General features: G+C 68.1%; 18 protein-coding genes. 9 read left to right on the top strand and 9 right to left on the bottom strand.

The window, feature by feature from the left end; genetic code table 11:
• Positions 1 to 28: 28 nt before the first annotated feature.
• On the top strand, positions 29 to 505 hold the full coding sequence (locus K343_RS0107825) for a DUF1249 domain-containing protein (protein WP_028007592.1): 477 nt from the start codon (positions 29 to 31) through the stop codon (positions 503 to 505).
• A gap of 87 nt (positions 506 to 592) precedes the next feature.
• Here the strand turns inward: K343_RS0107825 and K343_RS0107830 are convergent, their stop codons facing one another.
• The 7 genes from K343_RS0107830 to K343_RS21365 form a co-directional block, all read right to left on the bottom strand.
• The gene (locus K343_RS0107830) at positions 593 to 1,090 is read right to left on the bottom strand and encodes a SixA phosphatase family protein (protein ID WP_028007593.1); all 498 of its coding nucleotides are present in this window, start codon (positions 1,088 to 1,090) and stop codon (positions 593 to 595) included.
• Between the two features lie 94 nt (positions 1,091 to 1,184).
• Positions 1,185 to 3,584 (bottom strand): TonB-dependent siderophore receptor, encoded by a 2,400-nt coding sequence (locus K343_RS0107840; protein ID WP_051278050.1) that lies wholly within the window; start codon positions 3,582 to 3,584, stop codon positions 1,185 to 1,187.
• A 500-nt stretch (positions 3,585 to 4,084) separates the two neighbouring features.
• On the bottom strand, positions 4,085 to 4,777 hold the full coding sequence (locus tag K343_RS21360) for a class I SAM-dependent methyltransferase (protein WP_051278051.1): 693 nt from the start codon (positions 4,775 to 4,777) through the stop codon (positions 4,085 to 4,087).
• A 3-nt stretch (positions 4,778 to 4,780) separates the two neighbouring features.
• A complete protein-coding gene (locus tag K343_RS0107850) occupies positions 4,781 to 5,095 on the bottom strand; it encodes an SCP2 sterol-binding domain-containing protein (protein WP_028007595.1) in 315 nt (104 codons plus the stop codon).
• Positions 5,096 to 5,186: 91 nt separating this feature from the next.
• A complete protein-coding gene (locus K343_RS0107855; RefSeq protein WP_028007596.1) occupies positions 5,187 to 5,465 on the bottom strand; it encodes a hypothetical protein in 279 nt (92 codons plus the stop codon).
• Positions 5,462 to 5,908, bottom strand: coding sequence for a PaaI family thioesterase (locus K343_RS0107860; RefSeq protein ID WP_028007597.1), 447 nt, complete (start codon positions 5,906 to 5,908; stop codon positions 5,462 to 5,464). The genes K343_RS0107855 and K343_RS0107860 overlap by 4 nt, the downstream gene beginning before the upstream one ends.
• Positions 5,905 to 6,360 carry a PaaI family thioesterase gene (locus tag K343_RS21365; RefSeq protein ID WP_051278052.1) on the bottom strand — a complete coding sequence of 152 codons (456 nt, stop codon included), beginning with the start codon at positions 6,358 to 6,360 and terminating at the stop codon, positions 5,905 to 5,907. Before K343_RS21365 ends, K343_RS0107860 begins: the two co-directional genes overlap by 4 nt.
• A 74-nt stretch (positions 6,361 to 6,434) precedes the next feature.
• On the opposite strand from K343_RS21365, the gene K343_RS0107870 reads away from it, so the two are divergent.
• From K343_RS0107870 to K343_RS0107895, 6 genes are all read left to right on the top strand, one after another.
• Positions 6,435 to 7,058, top strand: coding sequence for a CoA pyrophosphatase (locus K343_RS0107870; protein WP_028007598.1), 624 nt, complete (start codon positions 6,435 to 6,437; stop codon positions 7,056 to 7,058).
• Complete coding sequence (locus K343_RS0107875) at positions 7,055 to 7,435, top strand: MazG nucleotide pyrophosphohydrolase domain-containing protein (protein ID WP_028007599.1); 381 nt, start codon at positions 7,055 to 7,057, stop codon at positions 7,433 to 7,435. Before K343_RS0107870 ends, K343_RS0107875 begins: the two co-directional genes overlap by 4 nt.
• Positions 7,436 to 7,489: 54 nt before the next feature.
• The gene (locus tag K343_RS0107880) at positions 7,490 to 8,434 is read left to right on the top strand and encodes a DegV family protein (protein ID WP_028007600.1); all 945 of its coding nucleotides are present in this window, start codon (positions 7,490 to 7,492) and stop codon (positions 8,432 to 8,434) included.
• 104 nt (positions 8,435 to 8,538) lie between these two features.
• A complete protein-coding gene (gene dapB, locus K343_RS0107885; protein ID WP_043112310.1) occupies positions 8,539 to 9,330 on the top strand; it encodes a 4-hydroxy-tetrahydrodipicolinate reductase in 792 nt (263 codons plus the stop codon).
• On the top strand, positions 9,330 to 9,824 hold the full coding sequence (locus tag K343_RS0107890; RefSeq protein WP_028007602.1) for a GNAT family N-acetyltransferase: 495 nt from the start codon (positions 9,330 to 9,332) through the stop codon (positions 9,822 to 9,824). Before dapB ends, K343_RS0107890 begins: the two co-directional genes overlap by 1 nt.
• Before the next feature lie 43 nt (positions 9,825 to 9,867).
• A complete protein-coding gene (locus K343_RS0107895; protein ID WP_028007603.1) occupies positions 9,868 to 11,193 on the top strand; it encodes an amidohydrolase in 1,326 nt (441 codons plus the stop codon).
• A 16-nt stretch (positions 11,194 to 11,209) separates the two neighbouring features.
• On the opposite strand, the gene K343_RS21370 is transcribed toward K343_RS0107895, so the two are convergent.
• Positions 11,210 to 13,357, bottom strand: coding sequence for a putative bifunctional diguanylate cyclase/phosphodiesterase (locus tag K343_RS21370; RefSeq protein ID WP_051278053.1), 2,148 nt, complete (start codon positions 13,355 to 13,357; stop codon positions 11,210 to 11,212).
• Positions 13,358 to 13,585: 228 nt separating this feature from the next.
• Positions 13,586 to 16,642, bottom strand: a complete 3,057-nt coding sequence (locus K343_RS21375) for a CheR family methyltransferase (RefSeq protein ID WP_084615767.1) — start codon at positions 16,640 to 16,642, stop codon at positions 13,586 to 13,588.
• A 155-nt stretch (positions 16,643 to 16,797) separates the two neighbouring features.
• Here K343_RS21375 and K343_RS0107910 point away from each other — a divergent pair, with 155 nt between their 5' ends.
• Positions 16,798 to 17,871 carry a PA0069 family radical SAM protein gene (locus tag K343_RS0107910; protein ID WP_028007604.1) on the top strand — a complete coding sequence of 358 codons (1,074 nt, stop codon included), beginning with the start codon at positions 16,798 to 16,800 and terminating at the stop codon, positions 17,869 to 17,871.
• 46 nt (positions 17,872 to 17,917) lie between these two features.
• A complete protein-coding gene (locus K343_RS21380; protein ID WP_051278055.1) occupies positions 17,918 to 19,363 on the top strand; it encodes a pyridoxal-phosphate dependent enzyme in 1,446 nt (481 codons plus the stop codon).

Below are 19,363 nucleotides of genomic sequence, written 5' to 3' on the forward strand. Positions count from 1 at the left end.
CTTTCGGCCGGTATCTTATAGTCCTCTCATGCAGGCTACTACGCATCTTTGCCCGTGCTGCGGCAAGCCGCGGCGCATCGCGCATCTGCTCGAGCTCTACGAGCGGAACTACCGCATGTTGCAGCGGCTGCTGCCGGCGCTCGACGGTCATGCGCCGCGCCAGCGCGTGGTCTCGCGCAGCGAGCGCGACTGTCCCCTGCATCTGGAGATTGTCGAGCGCGATCGTTACACGCAGACCTTGCGTCTGACTTACGAATTCGTCGACGAGGCCGGCGTGCGCCGGCAGCCGGACCTGTGGGTGCGCCTGTATCGCGACGCATCGGTCGCCGAAGCGCTCGAATGCAGCCAGCGCCCGCCGTGGGAGGCCGAGGACGACGCTGATCCTGCGGCGCATGCCTTCCTCTCGGCGCAGTGGCGTCGCAACCTGCTGCTCAACAAGTGGCTCGACTACCTGCTCGATCGCGGCCACGCCTTCGACGCCGCGCCGCTGCCGGAGCCGGCCTGAGCGGATCGTTGCCGGCGCTGCCGTGCCGCGTCGGTTTGCGGAATCTCGCGGCGGCGTCCTGTTGATGCCGGAGGATGCGCGCCCGGCTCAGTCACGCAGGCGTTTCGGGAACTGGTAATCGCGCAGCGCGCCGTCGTGCTCCACCAGCTGCGCCCAATGTTCGATCGGTAACGCGATCTGCGCGACCGCGCAGGTCGGCAGATCGTCGAACGGGCAGCGTGCCAGGGCGTGCGCAAGTTCGCTGAGCCCCGGGTTGTGGCCGAACAGCATGACGTGACGATCCGCGTCGTCGAAGCCGCGCACCAGGCGCAGCAGCGTCGGCAGTGCGGCTTCGTAGACGCGGGGCTGGATCAGCAGTTGATGGCCGTCGATGCCGAGGGCGTCGGCGAACAGGCGCGCCGTCGTGATCGCGCGCAGCGCCGGGCTGCTGACGATGCGGTCCGGCACGCCGAGCGCCTGGCGCGCCCACGCCGCCATGCGCGGCGCGTCACGGCGACCGCGGTCGTTGAGCGGGCGTTCGAAATCGCTGAGTTCGGGATTGTCCCACGACGATTTGGCGTGGCGGACGAGAGTGAGCAGGTGCATGGATGCGAGTATTCCGCATCGGTGACGCGCGCATCCACCGCGGCGGCGCGGAAGATCCGGTCGGCCCGGATCCGCCGCGCGGCTCGCGTTGTGCCTAGAACTGCCAGCTCAAGGTTGCGCTGACCCCGCGCGGGGCCGCGTAGTAGGACTGCGACCAGTACAGGCTGGTCAGGTACTTTTCGTCGGTGACGTTATTGAGGTTCACCGTCAGATCCATGAACTCGGTAATGCGGTAGGCGCCCATCAGGTCGAGCACCGCGTAGGCGTCCTGGCGGGTCTTGACCGGCGCGCCGCTGTACAGCGTGTCGATGCGGTAAATCTCGTCCTGCCAGCGCACGCTGGCGCCGAGCCGGAGCGCGTTGAGCATCGGCAGGCGGTAGCGGGTCGTCAGGCGCGCGGTCTTGCGGGGCACGAAGGTGCGTGCGTCTTCGCCATCCGGGCCTTCGATCTTCATCTGCGTGTAGCCGGCGCTGAGCGACCAGCCGGGCAGGATCTCGCCGACGACGTCGACTTCGAAGCCGGTCGAGGTCGCATCCCGGGCGACGTAGAACTGCCGGCCGTAGCTGTCGTAGCCGCCGGCTTCGGCGGTGTTGTTCTGTTCGACGCGGAACACCGCGAGGCTCGCGTTGAGGCGCCGGTCGAGCCACTCGCCCTTGACACCGCCTTCGAGGTTGCTGCCCTCGATCGGTTCGAGCACCTGGTGCTGCTCGTCGACTTCGGTCTGCGGATTGAAGATCTGCGCGTAGCTGGCGTACAGCGAGTAGTGCGGCGCCACGTCCCAGACGATGCCGACGTAGGGGCTGAGATCATCGGCCTGATACTGGTGCTGTACGTTGTAGCTTTCGCCCGACGTCTCGGCGTGCGTGAAGTTGGCGCCGGTCAGCAGCTTCAGCGCGTCGGCGAGGTTCCAGCGCGCTGCGGCGTAGAGGCTCTGACGGCGGTTCGCGAATTCGGCGCCGATCGAGGAGGCATCGTAGGCGTAGTGCGGGAAGCTGCCGTCCCAGCTCGCGAGATCCGGCACCGCGTCGCCGATGTGGGTGTTGTACTTCGACAACTGGCTGTTGTCGTCCTTCGACCAGCTGGCGCCCAGCATGAGATCGTGGCGGCGGCCCAGCAGCGTGAACGGGCCGCCGGCATAGACGTCGCCGATCCATTGCGTTTCGGTCGAGCTGAACTGCGAGGGGTAGCTGAACAGACCCGTGCCGTCGTTGGGGTCGGGTTCGCCGTAGACGTAGAAAAGATCGGAGTCGGCTTCCAGGCGTCGGCGCGTCAGCACGGCGGACGCCTTCCACTCCTCGCCGAGTCGCCGGCTCAGTTCGGCGAAGGCCGTCTGGTCGCTGTTGTCCCAGTACGACCAGTCGGCGGATGTGCTCGTCGAGCGATCGTAGTGGGTCGGCGTGCCGTCGCTGTGCCACAGCGGCAGCGCGCCCCACATCGGGCTGTCGGCATGCAGGCTCTGCTGCGAGAAGCCGAGCGTCAGCATCGTATCCGGAGCGAGGTCGGCTTCGACGATGCCGTAGCCGACGGTCTTGTCGCGCGAGTAGCGGTCGAGATACGAGTCCTTGTGCTCGGCGACGCCGACGATGCGGCCGCGCACGTGGCCGCCGTCGTCGAGCGCGCCGGAGACGTCGACGTCGAGGCGGCGCTGTCCCCAGGAGCCGAGCGTCGCGGCGATGTCGCCCTGCAGGCCCGCGGTCGGACGCTTGCGCACGAAGTTGATCGTCGCCGACGGGTTGCCGGTCGAGGACTGCAGGCCGTTGGCGCCGCGCAGCGCCTCGACGCGGTCATAGATCGCGACGTCGACGTCGCCCCACTGGTTGCCGTTGGCGAACGGCACGCCGATGCCATCGACCTGGAAGTTGGTGATGTCGAAGCCGCGTGCCGTGTAGTAGGTGCGGTCGGTCTCGACGCGTTCGACGTTGATGCCGGTCGCGTGCGTGAGTAGATCGTTGACGCTTTGCAGCGCGAAGTCCTGGATCTCCGCCTGTGTGATCACGCTGATCGACTGCGGCGTCTCGCGCAGCGACAGCGGCAGGCGGGTCGCGGCGCTGCTCGAACGCACGGCGTACTGATCGCCGAGGCGCCGGCCGGTGACGTGCACGACGGCGATGCCGTCGGCGTCCTCGCCGAGCTGCAGCCGATAGCTGCCGTCCGGCTGGGCGTAGGCCTGGAGGCCGGAGCCGGCGAGCAGTCGCGCCAGGTCCTCGTCCGGCGCATGACGGGCGGCGAGGCCGGCGCTTCTGCGCCCGGCGACCAGCGCAGGCGTGTACTGCAGGCGCAGGCCGGTGCTCGCGGCGTAGCGCTCCAGCGCCGTGCCCAGCGGGCCGTCAGCGATCGCCGGGCTCGCCGTCTCGGCGCCGTTTGCCGCCGGCGGTGCGGCGACGGCGATCGTCGGGATCAGCCCGATGCCGACGCTCAGCAGCAGGCCGCGCGCGGCGTCGGCCAGCGGAGCGGGGGCGAAGGTGCGGGCGGAGGCGGGGAAGGTTTGCGGCATGACGGGTCCGGATTCTTTGTGAATTTAAATAATAATAATTATCATTTGAATTAATGAAAAGGGTGACCGGACGTCCGGCTTGGCGAAGGCTGAGAACGGCCGCAGCGCTCAGCCGGATGTCAACGGGAGGAATCGGCCGGCAGTTGGCGCCGGCGTCGGGAATGCCGCGGGTTGGGGATTGGCCCTGTTCACGCCCATCGCGTCGTTGAGGCCGGCCCCGTTCCGCCACAGCGCAAAGAACGGGGAGCGACATGTACCGGGCATCCCTGAGCAACGGAGTCGTTCGCGCAGTGCACGGCCCCGCGAGGTGGCCACCGTCGTTTCATGGGGGGCTGCAGGGATGCCGTCCGGCGAGCCGCCGGGCGTGGGGCGGCCGTGCAAAGGGAAGGCGCGGGCCGCGCCGCCGGGCGATTCCCGAGAAACAGTCCGCAACGCCGCATCACGGCCAGCCAGACGAACCCGCGGCGACGCTATCGGCGTTGCTGTCGGCGTAACGGGCCCTAAGCCTCGGGCAGATAGACGTCGTAGCGCGCCTGCGTGCCGCTGATCTGGAACGCCGGCTTGCGGTCGGCGAGGAATGGCGCGGCGCTCGGTCGCTTGACGACGACGCGCAGGCGCGCGCAGGCGAGCGCCGGGGCGAGCAGCGCCGAAGCATCCGGATCGCTGCCGGTCAGCTCGCGCAGCAGCTGCATTTCCTTCTGCGGCAGGGCCTGCTTGCCGCGGTGCGGATACATGGGGTCGAGGTGTACGACATCCCAGCGCCGTCCGCTGCGCATCAGTGCGACGGCGTCGCCGGCGATCAGCTCGATGCGCGCGGCGGCCTCGTGCCAGTGCGGATCGGCGAGGGCGCGTGTGCGGGCATCCTCGAGGAGTGCGGCGAACAGGGGCTGGCGTTCGGCCATCGTCACCCGCGCGCCGAGCGCGGCAAGCGTGAAGCCGTCGCGGCCGAGTCCGGCGGTGGCGTCGAGCACCTCGGCCTGCGGATGCTTGTGCAGGCCGATCGCGCGCGGCAGCAGCTGCTTCTTGCCGGCGGCGACGCGGCGCGTCAATTCGGCGTCGGTCCAGTCACAGCGCACCGGCTTGAACTCGGGATGGTGGCGCGCGTGCAGTTCGAGCCCGCTGCTGCCGCGCTCCAGCGCAAACGAAAAACCCCGGGCCTCGGGGCCCGGGGTCGTGTCCTGCGTGTCCGACAAGACTTAGAGCTTGCTGGAGTCGAACAGGGCCGGCAGGCGCTGCGCGAGCATCAGGTCGCCCTCGACCTGCAGCTTGCCGGTCATGAACGCGGTCATGCCATTGAGTTCGCCCTTCATCAGCGCGACGAGATCGTCGTCTTCCATCGTGATCGTCACATCGGCGGTGCTGGACACGCCGTCGACGATCGAGCACGCGCCGTTCTTGACGACGGCATGGACCGGCTGCGAGCAGTTGAACTGGATCGTGCAATCGGTGCCGCTCGCCTCGGCGGCGTTGAAGGCGGACGGCAGGTTCTTCAGCAGTTCAGCAGCAGACATGAAACGCTCCGGAAATAGTGTGAGGAGGGCGCATCGTAAGCCCAGCCCGCCGCGCCGTACAACCCAAGAATGGACGAGATGGAAAGCCCGCTTACTGGTGCTGCGGCGGGGCGTCGCGCAGCGACGCCAGCAAGGCCGTGGCGAAATCGGGCGCGAGCAGCACGACGTTGATGCTGTTGCCGTGGATGCGACCCTGCGTGCGCAGCGTTGCGATCTCGGATGTGGCCAGACGATGATCGAGCACGCGGTAGTCGACGCCTTCCTCGCGCAGCGCCGCGAGCTGCTTGAAGCGGCGGAACGCGTGGCCCTTGGCGAGCCCGGCGGCGGCGTCGATCTCGCGCAGCGTCAGCCAGCCTCGGTAAGGATTCATTCCGACGTCGACAGCAGGAAATGAGCGCGCGCGATGGCGATCGGCCGCGCCGGATCGCTTTGCCAGCAGCGGATCTGCGTCTGCGCGACACGACTGCCGAGACGCGTGATCTCGCAATCCGCATACAGGTCCTCGGGGCGGCCCGACAGCAGGTAGTCGACCGCGAAGTCGATGCTCTTCGGCATGCGCTCGGCGTCGAGCTGCAGCAGCAGGTGCAGCAGCGCGGTGTTTTCCATGAACGCTGCGGTCACGCCGCCGTGCCATGCCGGCAGGCGCGGGTTGCCGACCAGACTGTCGCGGAACGGCAGGCGCAGGCGCGGCCGCTGCTCGTGCGTCTCGACCCGCATGCCGAGAAAGCGCGCGTACGGAATCAGCGCGACCAGCGGCGCGTAGTCGCCGCGTTCGCGCGCCGCGCGCCGGGCTTCAATCCAGGCGCCGCTCATGGCGCACCGCCGTGGCCGGGGCGCGGGGCGTTCGAGCGCATGAAGACCAGCTGCGCGCTGGCGATCGGCTGCCCCTCGTCGTGCTGCCAGACGGTGGCGCGGACGAAGGCGATGCTCTGCGTCAGGCGAAAGCAGCTGGTGCGGCAATGCACGGCCGCGCCGCGAAACGCCGGCCGCAGGTAATCCATGCGCAGATCGAGCGTGGCGATCGGCTCGCGCTGGCCGACGCGGGCCAGTACCGCGAGCCCGGCGGCGCTGTCGACCAGCACGGTGATGACGCCGGGATTGATGCGACCGCTCTCGCTGTCGCCGAGCCAGTCCTCGCGCCAGGGCAGGATCAGGACCGCGGCGTCGGCGCTGAGCGCGCCGACCTGCATGCCGCATTCGGCCATGTGCGGGGACAGCGCGAGATAGCGCTCGCGCAGCGCGTCGATGAAGTCGGGGTCGCTCATGGCCGCGATTCTAGGTCGAGCCCGGCGGCTCCGCTAAACTGGCGGCGATGAATGCTCCCGAACCGAACCGGCCCGTGTCTTCCCCTGAGCTTGAGCGGCGCCTGCGCGCGGCGCTGGCCGACACGCATCTGGAGACGCCGCGGCCGATCGCCACGCTCGAGACGCCGCTGCTCGACAAGCTGATTCCGGCGGCGATGCGCGCGACGCTGCGCCCGGCGGCGGTGCTGGTGCCGATGATCCGCCGCGGTGCCGATCTGCATGTGCTACTGACGGTGCGCGCGCCGAACCTGCGCACGCACGGCGGCCAGATCGCCTTTCCGGGCGGGGCCAAGGATGCCTCCGACATCACCGCCGTCGACAACGCGCTGCGCGAAGCGCAGGAAGAGGTCGGCCTCGATCCGGCGAGCGTGGAGATCGTCGGCTATCTCGACGATTTTCCGACGCTGAGCCGCTTCCTGGTCACGCCGGTGGTCGGCATCGTCGATCCCGAGCCGATGCTGTCGCTGCAGCAGGATGAAGTCGCCGAGGTCTTCGACGTGCCGTTCTCAGTGCTCGCCGATCCGGCGAGCTTCGAGCGCAAGCTGTTCGAGCGCGCCGGTTTCAAGGTTCCGATCTACGAGGTCAACTGGCAGGGTCGCCGCATCTGGGGCGCGACCGCCGGCATGCTCTGGGATCTCGCCGGGAGGATGCGCCGATGAGCGCCGACGCCGGCAAGGACGCGCTCGCCGAGGCGCTGCGCCTGCAGCGCGAGGCCGCCGGACTCGGCTTCGACTGGCGCCAGCTCGACGAGCTCTGGGACAAGCTCGACGAGGAAGTGGCCGAACTCAAGGAAGCGGCGACCCAGGGCCGCATTCGCACGCAGGAGGAACTCGGCGACGTGCTGTTCATGGCGGTGAACCTCGCCCGCCACCTCGGCGTCGACGCCGAGGCTGCGCTGGCCGGCACCAACGCCAAGTTCGCGCGTCGTTTCGAGTACGTCTGCGCCGCGCTTGAACAGCTGCCGCCGATCGGCGATCCTCGTCGACTCGACGCGATGGAAGCGCGCTGGCTCGAAGCCAAGCGCCGCGAAAAATAGAAAGCGTCGGTCACGGGCCGTCTTCGGCCCACTTGCGAGGGAGGAGGGAGCCTCATGCGCATCGGCCTTGTCGTCGATTCGGCCTGTGATCTGCCGCCGGAGTTCATCGCGCGGCACAAGATCCAGATCCTGCCGATCACCATCCACCTGGACGGTCAGGATCTGGTTGACCAGCGTGATCCCGAAACCACGCTGCGCTTCTATCGCGAGCGGCTCGGCGCCAGGGGCGACGCCGGCTCGTCGCCGTTCTCGGTCGAGCAGATCCGCGACGTGTTCCTGCGCAAGCTGGTGCTCGATTACGACTTCGTGTTCTGCCTGACCATCGCCAGCAGCCGCAGCCCGATCCACGCCAACGCCACGCAGGCTTCGTTCGCGATTCTGCGCGACTACAAGCCGATCCGTGCCCAGGCCGGCATTCCGGGGCCGTTCGCGCTGCGCGTGATCGACACGCAGAACCTGTTCGTCGCGCAGGCGATCAGCGCGGTCGAGATCGTGCGCCTGATCGAGGCCGGCACGGCGAACCCCAACAAGATCCGCGAGCGCGCCGAGTTCATCGTGCAGAACACCTATGGCTACATGGTGCCGCGCGATCTGCACTATCTGCGCGTGCGGGGCCAGAAAAAGGGCGATCGCAGTGTCGGCTGGGTCGGCGCGGCGCTCGGCACCATGCTCGACATCAAGCCGATCGTGCGCGGCTATCGCAACGAGACGGGACCGGTCGCCAAGCTGCGTCACTTCGACGACGCCTGCGCACGGCTGTTCGCCTACGCCGAGGAGCGCGTCCGCGCCGGCCTGCTGACGCCGACGCTGGGCCTGTGCTACGGCGGCGACCTTGCCGAGATGCGCGCGCTGCCGGGCTACGAGAATCTGGTGCGGACCTGCAGCGAGCACGGTGTCGAGCGCATCGAGAGCATGATGAGCGTGACCGGCGGCATCAACGTCGGGGCCGGTGCTCTGGGCCTGGCGTTCGCGGCCGAGCCGCACGAGGCCGAAATCTAGACCGGCGAGCGCGGCAGGCGGCCGCGCAGGGGATGGCGCCGGGCCGTGCTGCGGACGGCGCGGCGCGCCGCTAATCTATGCGCCCCTTTTTTCTACCGCCGACCATGACCGCTCGTCCCCGCATCGCCATTCTCGGCGCCACCGGCCGCATGGGCCGTGCCGTCGCCGCCGCCGTCGCTGCCTCGCCGCTGGTCGAGCTCGGTGCGGCATTCGAGCGCGCCGGGCACGCCGAGCTCGGCAAGCCGGTCGAAGGCAGCGAGGTGCGCATCAGCGCCGATATCGCCACCGCCGCCGCGCAGTTCGACGTGCTGATCGACTTCACCCGTCCCGAGGGTACGCTCGCCGCGCTCGAAGCCTGTGCCGTGCTCGGCAAGCGCATGGTGATCGGCACCACCGGCTTCAGCGCCGGGCAGAAGGCGCTGATCGAGGCGGCCGCGATACGTCTGCCGGTGCTGATGGCCGGCAATTTCAGCATCGGCGTCAACCTCTGCCTGAAGCTGCTCGAGGACGCGGCGCGCGCGCTCGGCGACGACTTCGACATCGAGATCGTCGAGGCCCATCACCGCCACAAGGTCGATGCGCCGAGCGGCACCGCGCTGATGATGGGCGAGGCGGTCGCCCACGGCGTCGGCCGCGATCTGGACGAGGTCGCGGTCTACGCGCGCCACGGTCACACCGGCCCGCGCGAGCGCCGCACGATCGGTTTCCAGACGATCCGCGGCGGCGACGTGGTCGGCGATCACACCGTGATGTTCCTCGGCGACGGCGAGCGCGTGGAGATCGCGCACAAGGCTTCGAGCCGCATGAACTTCGCCAACGGCGCCGTGCGCGCCGCGGCCTGGCTCGCCGGCCGCGAGCCGGGGCTCTACACGATGCGTCAGGTGCTCGGCTTCTGATGGCGACGATCACGATCCGCCCGGCGAGCGTCGCCGACACGGCACTGCTGCTGGCGCTGATCCGCGCGCTCGCCGAGTACGAGAAGCTCGCGCACGAGTGCGTCGCCAGCGAGGACAGCCTGCGCGAGCACCTGTTCGGCGCGCGGCCGTACGCCGAGGCGATCATCGCCGAGGCCGACGGCCAGCCGGCGGGGTTTGCGCTGTTCTTCCACAATTACTCGACCTTCGTCGGCAAGCCGGGCATTTACCTCGAAGATCTGTTCGTGCAGCCGGCGCGGCGCGGGCTCGGCGTCGGCAAGCGCCTGCTCGCCGAGGTCGCGCGCATCGGCGTCGAGCGTGGTTGCGGACGTTACGAATGGACCGTGCTTGACTGGAACGAGCCGGCGATCCGCTTCTACCAGAGCCTCGGCGCCGAAATGAAGCGCGAGTGGATCATCAATCGCGTCAGCGGCGCAGCCCTGAACCGGCTGGCGCAACTCGCCGGGCCGCGGTAGAACGGCAAAGCCGCCGTCCGGCGGTCCCGATTCCGGAGTCGCCATGCCGCGCCAGCGTCGCTTTGCCCTTTACGCCGCTTTCGTCGCGTTCGGTCTGGCTGCCACGGCCGCGGCGGCCGACGACGGCCTGGACGACGGTCTGGCGGCATTGATCGATCGCGCCGCGCCGGGCGTGATCGCCGACCGTCGCTGGCTGCACCAGCATCCGGAGCTGTCGAACCGCGAGTTCGAGACGGCCAAGTACGTCGCCGGCAAGCTGCGCGCGCTGAAGCTCGACGTGCAGACCGGCGTCGCCCACACCGGCGTCGTCGCCGTGCTGCGCGGCGGCCGGCCCGGTCCGGTGATCGCGCTGCGTGCCGACATGGACGCACTGCCGGTCGTCGAGGACGTCGACGTCCCGTTCAAATCGACCGTGCGCACCACCTACGACGGCCAGGACGTCGGCGTCATGCACGCCTGCGGCCACGACGGCCACATGGCGATCCTGCTCGGCGTCGCCGAGGTGCTGGCGGCGCGGCGCGGCGAGCTGCCGGGCACCGTCAAGTTCATCTTCCAGCCGGCCGAGGAAAGCGCGCCGCCCGGCGAGGAGGGCGGTGCCGAGCTGATGGTCAAGCAGGGCGTGCTGTCGCGCGAGCCCCGGCCCGAAGCGATCTTCGGCCTGCACCTGTTCGCCGGCTACGAGGTCGGCAAGGTCGGCTATCGCGCCGGCGGCATCATGGCCAGCTCCGACGATCTGCGCATCGTCGTCGACGGCAAGCAGACGCACGGCGCCGCGCCGTGGGCCGGCATCGATCCGATCGTTGCCGCCAGCCAGATCGTGCTCGGCCTGCAGACGATCGCCAGCCGGCAGATGGATGTGACCGAAGCGCCGGTGATCGTCACGATCGGCAAGATCGAAGGCGGCGTGCGCAACAACATCATTCCGGACCGTGTCGAGATGAAAGGCACGCTGCGTGCACTCGACGAGGACATGCGCCGGCAGTTGCACGAGCGCGTGCGGCGCACGGCCGAATCGACCGCCGCCGCCTCGGGCGCGCGCGCCAGCGTTCACATCGCCGAGACCCACGCCTACCCGGTGACCTGGAACGATCCGGCGCTGACGCAGCGCATGCTGCCGAGCCTGCAGCGGCAATTCGGCGCGCGCCTGTTCGAGGCGCGGCCGATGCTCGGCGCCGAGGATTTCTCGTTCTACCAGCAACAGATTCCGGGCCTGTTCCTGTTCGTCGGCGTGCGGCCGAAGGGCGCTGATCCGGCGACGTTCGCGTCGAACCACTCGCCGCGCTTCACGATCGACGAGTCGGCGCTGAAGACCGGCGTCGAGGCGCTGACGCGCCTGGCCTGGGACTACCTGCAGGGCCGCACGGCCTGAGCCGGCGCAGTGCGAGTCAGCCGGCTTGCTCCAGACGGGCGACCAGGGCCGCGAAATCCGCGGCGGGCACCGCTTCGCCATACAGGAAGCCTTGGGCGTGATGGCAGCCGCGCTCCTGCAGCATGCGCTGTTGCCGCATCGTTTCCACGCCCTTGGCGGTGACGTGGACCCCGGTGCTGTAGCCGAGCGCGATGATGGCATCGACCATCCGGTGTGCGTCGCGATCGTCGGCCATCGCGCGCACGAAGCTGCGATCGATCTTGACGTGATCGACGCCGAGTCGGGTCAGCATCGACAGACTCGTCGGCCCGGTGCCGAAGTCGTCGATGCCGAGTGTGACGCCGCAGGCGCGCAGCTTTTGCAGCACGGCGGCGCTGGCCTCCGGATTCTGTAGCAGGCTGGATTCGCTGACTTCGAGCGTCAGGGCCGCTGCCGGCAGGTCGCTGCCGTGCAGTGCCTGCCGGACGAGCGCTGGCAGCGCGTGGTGGTGGAGCTGGCGCGCCGACAGATTGAGCGTCAGCCGCAGCGGGCGCTGCATGGCCTTGCGCAGCGTCGCCGCTTCGCGGCAGGCCGTATCGATCACCCACTGAAGCAGCGGCAGCGAGAGCTGGCAGTCCTCGATGCAGTCGATGAAGGATTCGGGCATCAGCAGACCGCGCTGCGGATGCTGCCAGCGCAGCAGCGCTTCCATGCCCTCGGCGTGGAGGGCGCCGAGCGAGATCTCCGGCAGGTAGTGCAGCCGCAGCTGATGTCCGTCGATCGCGCGCTGCAGTTCATCGCGCAGGGATTCGTGCCGTTGCGACGGCTGCAGCATCGCCGGCCTGAACCATTGCGCGCCGGCGCGTCCCAGGTGCTTGGCGCGGAACATCGCGGCGTCGGCATGCCGCAGCAGCAGTGCGGCACTTTCGCCGTCCTCCGGAAACAGGGCGGCGCCGATGCTCGGCGTGACCTGGACCTGGCTGCCGTCGATCATCAGGGGCGTCGACACCGTGCGCACCAGTTCGGCGAGCATCGGGTCGAGTGCGTCGCGACCTTCGACTTCATTGAGAACCAGCACGAACTCGTCGCCGCCGAGGCGGCCGACGGTATCGGTGTCGCGCACCCCGCCGGCCAGACGCCGCGCGATGGCGACCAGAAGGTGGTCGCCGGCGGCGTGACCGAGCGTATCGTTGATGTGCTTGAAGCGGTCGAGGTCGAGCATCAGCACGGCCAGTTGGCGCCGATGCCGTTTCGCCTGGCGGATCGCGCCGTCGAGGCGCTCCATCAGCAGGGTGCGATTGGCGAGGCCGGTCAGCGGATCGCGGCTGGCCATCTGCCGAATGAAGGCTTCGCTGCGCTGGCGTTCGCTGCCGTCGTCCGCCATGTGCAGGTAGCCGATGAGGTCGCCGTCACGGCCGTGGATGGCGGCGACGCCGATGTTGACCTGCAAGGTGCTGCCGTTCTTGCGGACGTAGGTCCAAGCACCGTGTTCCGGGTGGGCGGTGACGATGTCGAAACCGGTCGGCGGCGCGTCGGTATGCGCGGCCAGTTCGGCACTGCGGCGTGCGAGGTCGTCGGGCGCGAGCAGCATCAGGTACGAATGACCGAGCAGCTCCTGGTTGTCATAGCCGAGCAGGCGCTGCGCCGCCAGATTGCAGCCGGTGATCAGTCCGTGTTTGTTGGTGGCGATCGCCGAGAACGGCAGGGTATCGAGCATGGCCTGGCGCAGTGCGCAGGCCTTGCGCAGCTTCAACGCCGATGCATGGCTCTGGCTGCGGGCGAGGTCGCAGGCGGAGATGACGGCGTAGCGTTTCGTCCCGAGCTGCAGGCGGCTGAACTGGATCTCGGTCGGTATTTCATGGCCATCCCGGTGCAAGCCGACTGATTCGACGACGCGATCGTTCGGATCAGCGCCGCGCTCATTCATGAAGCGCTCGAGCCGTTGCAGGGCTTCGGCCTGGGACCGCGGCGGAATCAGCTGCGTGATCGACTGGCCGCACAGTTCCGCAGCAGGGTAGCCGAACAGTTCGCTCAGGCGCCGATTGATCATCGTGATCTGCCCATGTCGGTCGACGATCAGTTTCGCTTCCGGCAGGGCATCGAACAGCCGCTGCAGGTCCGCTTGGCCGAGGCCGGCGGTGTCTGTCGAACGGGCACGATTTTTGTCGTGCGTCTCGGCTGTCATTGCCCCCCCTGGTGCTGCCCTGAGCCCTGAGCCAGAGAACGTCGGATGCCGCCCCGGCTGCAAGCCGGTGGCCGTTTTCATCGCGAACCGCCGGTGATCGCGCAGGCCCCGCGCCGCGCGACCGACTGTTTTTCAGCATAGGCCTGCAGGAGCCCCGGTGCGAACCCGCTGCATGGGTAAGAACTACTGAGCGGAGCTCATGAGCCGCCCAGCGGTGGGCTGGGCGAATCAACCGGGCGCGCGTTTGCCGATGGTTTCGGTCGCGGTCCAGATCAGGAACTTAGGATGTCCCTGGTGATCGGAGGCGCTGCTTTCGGACCATTGCAGCTGCAGCACGGCTCCATCACGGTGACGCCAGCCGCCGCCGCGCCGGTAAACCGTGCCGGGCCGCCGTGCAGCGAGCGCCGCGTGCAGGCTCGTCTGTTCGGACGCCGGAATCAATGGAAGATCCCAGACGCTGTGACCGTAGACTTCCTCAAAGCTGTAGCCGGAGGTTTGTTCGCAGCGCCGGTTGAAGCGCAGGATGCGCCCGTCGGGTGTCGTGATCATGATCAGCGCGTCGACGGCGTCGACGGCCGCCTGGGTCTGCTCGAATTCTTCCTGAAGCCGTTCGGTGCGCTCGGAGACCCGAAGTTCCAGCTCGCCGTTGAGCTGTTGCAAGCGCGCTTCGGCCTTCTTCTGTGCGCTGATGTCGGTGAAGGTCAGCACCGCGCCCTCGATGCGGTTGTCCGTCGTGCGGTACGGGGTGATCCGGCGCAGGTACCAGTGCTCGCTTTCGACCTGGACTTCCTTCTCGCGTGCGGCCAGCGATTCGATCGCCGCGGCCACGTCGGCGCTCAGGTCCTCATCCTCGAAGCGCCAGACGATATCGGTCAACGGCCGGCCGATATCGCCGGCGATGACGCGGAACAAGCGCGTCGACGCGCGCGTGAAGCGTTTGAGCGTGAGGTCGGCGCCGAGGAACAGGGTGGCGGTGTCGGTGCTCGCGAGCAGGTTGCCAAGATCATTGTTGGCATCTTCGAGCGAGGCCAGCTTTTCCTGCAGCTGGCTGTTGACGGTCGACAGCTCTTCGTTCAGTGACTGCAGCTCCTCGCGCGAGGTTTCGAGCTCCTCGTTGGCGGCCTGCAGTTCCTCGTTCATCGACAGGATTTCCTCGTTGGAGCCGCGCAGCTCCTCGTTGGCGTTCTCCAGCTCTTCGACGGTGATCTGCAGCTCTTCGCGCGCGCTCATGAGCTCGGTCTTGAGCTGCGCGACCAGGCCTTCATCGGCCGGGTCGGTGGCAGCCGTGCGGTGGCGCCGCGTCGCGCCCTCCGGCGGGTTGCGGAAAGTGACCAGAACCAGGTTTTCCGGCGATGGTGTCCCGACCAGCGGACGAGCGGACACCGTGACTTTCGGCAGCCCGGAGGCGCGCGTGCCGCGGCCGCTGCCCAACTCGATGCGCCGATGCTCTCGGATCGCCTTGTTGACGGCCGTGCGCACGTGGGCGCGCAAGCCGTCGCTGCACAAGGCCAGCAGATCGCGCGTCGGCTGTCCGCTCGGTTGCCGAAGGTAAGTGCCGGTGTTTCCGTGGAAATACAGCACCTCGAAATTCGGCCGCACCAGCACCGCTGCCGGCGCGTAGTCTTCGATCAGCGCGGCACGGGTCATCTCCGCGGCCGAGATCGCCGGCAACTGCGCCGCCGCCGGCAATGTGATGCGGGAGATCGGTGCCGGCGCGACCGGGAGTTCCAGGCGCAGTCGCTGGCGGTCGTACGGGCGTCGGCGGTATATGCGCCAGCGCTTGGCTACCGCTTCGAACAGATCGGCGCGGGCGCCGACCGTTTCGGACGGCCCGAGCAGCAGGTAGCCGCCGTCGTTCAAGGCGAAATGAAAGATGCCGACCAGTTGCTGCTGTACGTCGGGCTCCAGATAGATCAGGAAGTTGCGGCAGCTGAGCAGGTCGATGCGCGAGAACGGCGCGTCGCTGAGCAGGTTCTGCTGGGCGAACAGCACGGACTCGCGCAGATCTCTGCTGACCTGGTAGCGATGTTCGTCGATCTTGACGAAGTGTTGGGCCAGCCGCTTGGGGCTGATGTCGGTCAACTCGGTGTCGAGGTAGATGCCACGACGGCCGACATCGAGTGCGTCGGTTTCGAGGTCGGTGGCGAACACTTGCAGCGGATTCGAGCGCCCGGCGGCGGTGAGCTGTTCCTGCATGACGATGGCCAGCGAATAGGCCTCCTCTCCAGTGGCGCAAGCCGGCACCCAGATCCGCAGCGGCGCGTCTGCGGGTTTGTTGCGTAACAGCTCCGGGATGACCTGCGTCTCCAGCTGGCCGAACATTTCCGGGTCGCGGAAGAACTGCGTGACGGAAATCAGCAGGTCCTTGGCCAGCAGCCGCGCCTCTTCCGGCTTTTGCTGCAGCAGTGTCAGGTAGTCGGCGCCGTTGCGCAGGTGATGAAGCCCCATGCGCCGCAGCAGCCGGCGCCGCAGCATGCCCTTGCGATAGCCGCGAAAATCCAGCCGTGTCTGAGAGCGCAGCAGCGCAAGCACCTGCAGCAGCAGGTTGATGCCGACCGCAGCCTCCTTGGTGCCGTGCGCCCGGTCGGCGAACCGGTGCGCGGTATAGTCGAGCAGGGCCTTCGGCATCGCTTCCGGAGGCAGCACGTAGTCGGCGAGGCCGGTGGCGATCGCATTTTCCGGCATGTCCTTGTGCTCGGCGCTGTCCGGGGACTGCACGAGGATGACGCCGCCCTGGGCCTTGACCGCCTTGATGCCGCTGACGCCGGCGTTGCTGGTGCCCGAAAGGACGATGGCGATCGTCTGGTCCTGCAGGTCGGCGGCCAGCGAGCGAAAACCTTCGTCGATGACATTGTGCGGCCCGCTGCGCTCGATCGGTCCGTCGAGCCGCAGGATGCCGGCGCTGCTGGAGACATAGCGATTCGGCGGAATCACGTAGACATGGTTGGCGACGAAGGGCTCGCCGTCGCGCACCTCGGTAACCGGCATGCGCGTGTGCTTCTTGAGCACTTCCGACATCAGGCTTTCACGGTTCGGATCGAGATGCGGAATCAGCAGGAACGACATGCCGCTGTCGGGGGGCATCGCCTCGAAGAAGCGGATGTAGGCGCTCAGGCCGCCGGCGGACGCGGCGATGACGACCAACGGCAACGCAGTGGAGGCATCGGCATCGGATGCGGATGTGTGGGGGCTGGCCTCGGCCGGCGTGGCGCTGGCAGTCTCCGCTGGTTTCCCCAGGGCTTTCTTGCTGCGCGTTGAGGCTGGCGGTTTTTTGTTTCCGCGCATGAGTTTTTACCTCAAGTGAAGGTCGGCAGCGTACGCTCCGGCCCGATGCTTGGACAAGCGTGGGTCCGGGGTTTGTGAACGCCGTTGGCGGCGCTGCGCGGCTGGCCGCGAGGCTCGATCGGGACGACAATGGCGCCGGTCGGGATGCAACGAGCGTGGACAAGATCATCAAGGGCAGGGGTACCGCGGCGCGACCGGAGGGGCGTTTCGAATCGCGGCGCGTCGAACGCTTCGACGACGGCTGGCTGCTCGACGAAGAAGCGCTGCCGCGGCTGGCGACGACGCTGCATGCCGAGCAGGCGCGCACGATCATCGCGCGCAACGATTCGCCGGACCTGCCGTTCGCGCAGTCGATCAATCCGTATCGCGGTTGCGAGCACGGCTGCATCTATTGTTATGCGCGGCCGACGCATGCCTACCTGAATCTGTCGCCGGGCCTCGATTTCGAAACGCAGCTGTTCTACAAGCCGAACGCCGCGGCGCTGCTGGAGGCAGAGCTGCGCCGGCCCGGCTACCGCTGTTCGATGATCTCGCTCGGCGCCAACACCGATCCTTACCAGCCGATCGAGCGGGACTTGCGCATCACGCGCAGCCTGCTCGAGGTGATGGCGCGCTTCCGCCATCCGGTCGGCATCGTCACCAAGGGCACGCTGGTCGAGCGCGATGTCGATCTGCTGCAGGATCTGGCGCGCGACGGCCTGGCGATGGTCGCGGTCTCGATCACCACGCTCAAGCCCGAGCTCAAGCGCACGCTGGAGCCGCGCGCCGCCTCCGGCGCGGCGCGCCTGCGCGTGATCAAGACCTTGGCCGACGCGGGCATTCCGACGATGGTGCTGTATTCGCCGGTCATACCCTTCGTCAACGATGCCGAGCTCGAAAGCATCCTCGCCGCGGCGCACGCGGCCGGCGCGCGCCAGGCGGCGCATATCCCGCTGCGCCTGCCGTACGAGGTGAAAGACCTGTTCCGCGAATGGCTGGAAGCGCATCTGCCGCTGAAGGCCGCGCACGTGATGAGCCTGGTCCGGCAGATGCGCGGCGGCCGCGACAACGACCCGGCCTTCGGCAGCCGCATGACCGGGCAGGGCGAATACGTGCGCATCATCCACCAGCGTTTCGATCTGGCCTGCCGGCGTCTGGGCCTGAATGTCGGCGAGCGCAGCGCCTGGCTGTCGACGACGCAGTTCCGCGTACCGCCGCAGGCCGGCGATCAGCTGGACCTGGCGTTCTGAAGCGGGGCGCCCCTTATACTGGCTGCCTAAACGGGAAGGGGCTGCTATGACGGATCGCGGCAGTGTCAGGGTTCAGAATACCGGTGCGTTCTACGACGATCTGGAAAAGCTGTTGCTGCGCCAGATCGCCAGCCAGCCCACGGTCCTCGACCTGCGGCTGAAGCTGGCCGAGCTGTACTACGAGACGCGTCGGGTCGAAGCCTTTGTCAAACTGGCGCGGCAGGTTCAGACGATGATTCCGAATCTGCGACGCTCCCCGGACTGGGGGCGCATCGTCAGCATGGGGCGCATCATCGCGCTCGACGATCCGATGTTTCTCGAGGCCGAAGTCGCCGACAGGGTCGAGTACATCACCGCCAAGGCGTCCGTGGTGCGCGACTACAAGCGCATCGGCGAGGAAGAGCGTTTCCGCAAGCCGCTCGCCGCGGTCGCCGAGGCCTATGAGGCCGTGCGCAAGGATCCGCGCTTCATCGCCGAACTCGACGCCGAGTTGATCCAGAGTGCCGGCCACCCGACCTCGTTGCAGTTCGCGGCCGCGCTGTCGCGCCATGCCGGCGGCGCTCGCATCTATCTGAAGCGCGAGGATCTCAGTGCGCAGTCCTCGCATCTGCTCGCGGCGATCTACGGCCAGGCGATGCTTGCCAAGCGCATGGGCAAGAAGACCCTGGTCGGCTTCAGCACCAACGGCCGCAGCGGCGTGGTGCTCGCCTCGGTGGCGGCGCGGCTGGGACTCGATGCCGTGGTCTACATGGACAGCGGCCAGATGCAGCTGCAGGCGAGCAATCTGTTCCGCATGTGGATGATGGGCGCCCAGGTTCTGGAGGCCGGCACCGGGCCGAGCAAGACCGGCGACATCCGCAAGGAGGCCTGGGGGCACTGGGTTGCCAATCTCGGCGAATGTTTTCTGGTGATGGGACTCGATGCGGCGCCGCACCCGTATCCGATGCTGGCGCTGGAAATGGCGTCGGTGGCGGGGCGTGAATGTCGCCGCCAGCTGTATGCGATCAACAAGAAGGTTCCGGACCTGCTGGTCGCGCGCGCCGGCGACAATGCCGATGCGGTCGGCCTGTTTCCGCCATTCCTGCGCGCGACCGGCACGCGGCTGGTTTGCGTTGAAGCGCGCGACCATCTCGATGCGGCCGCCGAACGCGGCAACGGCGGGCCGCAGGCCTTGACGCTGCAGGAGCAGCAGCGCGCGGCGGTGATCCTCGAAGGCATGGATTACCCGCGCACGACGCGCGAACACGCCTGGCTGAAGGCCAGCGGCCGCGTCGAGTACGTGAAGGGTTCGTCAGCCGCGGCCAAGCGCGCGGTCTACGACCTCAGCAAGCACGAGGGCGTGATTCCGGCGATCGAGACGGCGTACGCGCTCGGCTGGGCGCTGCAGGAAGCCGCCAAGATGAGTGCCGAGCAGTCCGTCATCGTGATGGTCTCCGAGCAGGTCGACAAGAACATCTGGCAGATCGGCCGGGCCATGGGCGTGCCGCTGTAG

Source organism: Solimonas flava DSM 18980, from assembly GCF_000426685.1.
In the GTDB taxonomy this organism is placed as follows: Bacteria; Pseudomonadota; Gammaproteobacteria; order Nevskiales; family Nevskiaceae; genus Solimonas; species Solimonas flava.

Coding starts and splice junctions, on each gene's coding strand:
- K343_RS0107825 (WP_028007592.1), top strand. CDS start 29: ATGCAGGCTACTACGCATCTTTGCCCGTGCTGCGGCAAGCCGCGGCGC.
- K343_RS0107830 (WP_028007593.1), bottom strand. CDS start 1,090: ATGCACCTGCTCACTCTCGTCCGCCACGCCAAATCGTCGTGGGACAAT.
- K343_RS0107840 (WP_051278050.1), bottom strand. CDS start 3,584: ATGCCGCAAACCTTCCCCGCCTCCGCCCGCACCTTCGCCCCCGCTCCG.
- K343_RS0107850 (WP_028007595.1), bottom strand. CDS start 5,095: ATGTCTGCTGCTGAACTGCTGAAGAACCTGCCGTCCGCCTTCAACGCC.
- K343_RS0107855 (WP_028007596.1), bottom strand. CDS start 5,465: ATGAATCCTTACCGAGGCTGGCTGACGCTGCGCGAGATCGACGCCGCC.
- K343_RS0107860 (WP_028007597.1), bottom strand. CDS start 5,908: ATGAGCGGCGCCTGGATTGAAGCCCGGCGCGCGGCGCGCGAACGCGGC.
- K343_RS21365 (WP_051278052.1), bottom strand. CDS start 6,360: ATGAGCGACCCCGACTTCATCGACGCGCTGCGCGAGCGCTATCTCGCG.
- K343_RS0107875 (WP_028007599.1), top strand. CDS start 7,055: ATGAGCGCCGACGCCGGCAAGGACGCGCTCGCCGAGGCGCTGCGCCTG.
- K343_RS0107880 (WP_028007600.1), top strand. CDS start 7,490: ATGCGCATCGGCCTTGTCGTCGATTCGGCCTGTGATCTGCCGCCGGAG.
- dapB (WP_043112310.1), top strand. CDS start 8,539: ATGACCGCTCGTCCCCGCATCGCCATTCTCGGCGCCACCGGCCGCATG.
- K343_RS0107890 (WP_028007602.1), top strand. CDS start 9,330: ATGGCGACGATCACGATCCGCCCGGCGAGCGTCGCCGACACGGCACTG.
- K343_RS0107895 (WP_028007603.1), top strand. CDS start 9,868: ATGCCGCGCCAGCGTCGCTTTGCCCTTTACGCCGCTTTCGTCGCGTTC.
- K343_RS21370 (WP_051278053.1), bottom strand. CDS start 13,357: ATGACAGCCGAGACGCACGACAAAAATCGTGCCCGTTCGACAGACACC.
- K343_RS21375 (WP_084615767.1), bottom strand. CDS start 16,642: ATGCGCGGAAACAAAAAACCGCCAGCCTCAACGCGCAGCAAGAAAGCC.
- K343_RS21380 (WP_051278055.1), top strand. CDS start 17,918: ATGACGGATCGCGGCAGTGTCAGGGTTCAGAATACCGGTGCGTTCTAC.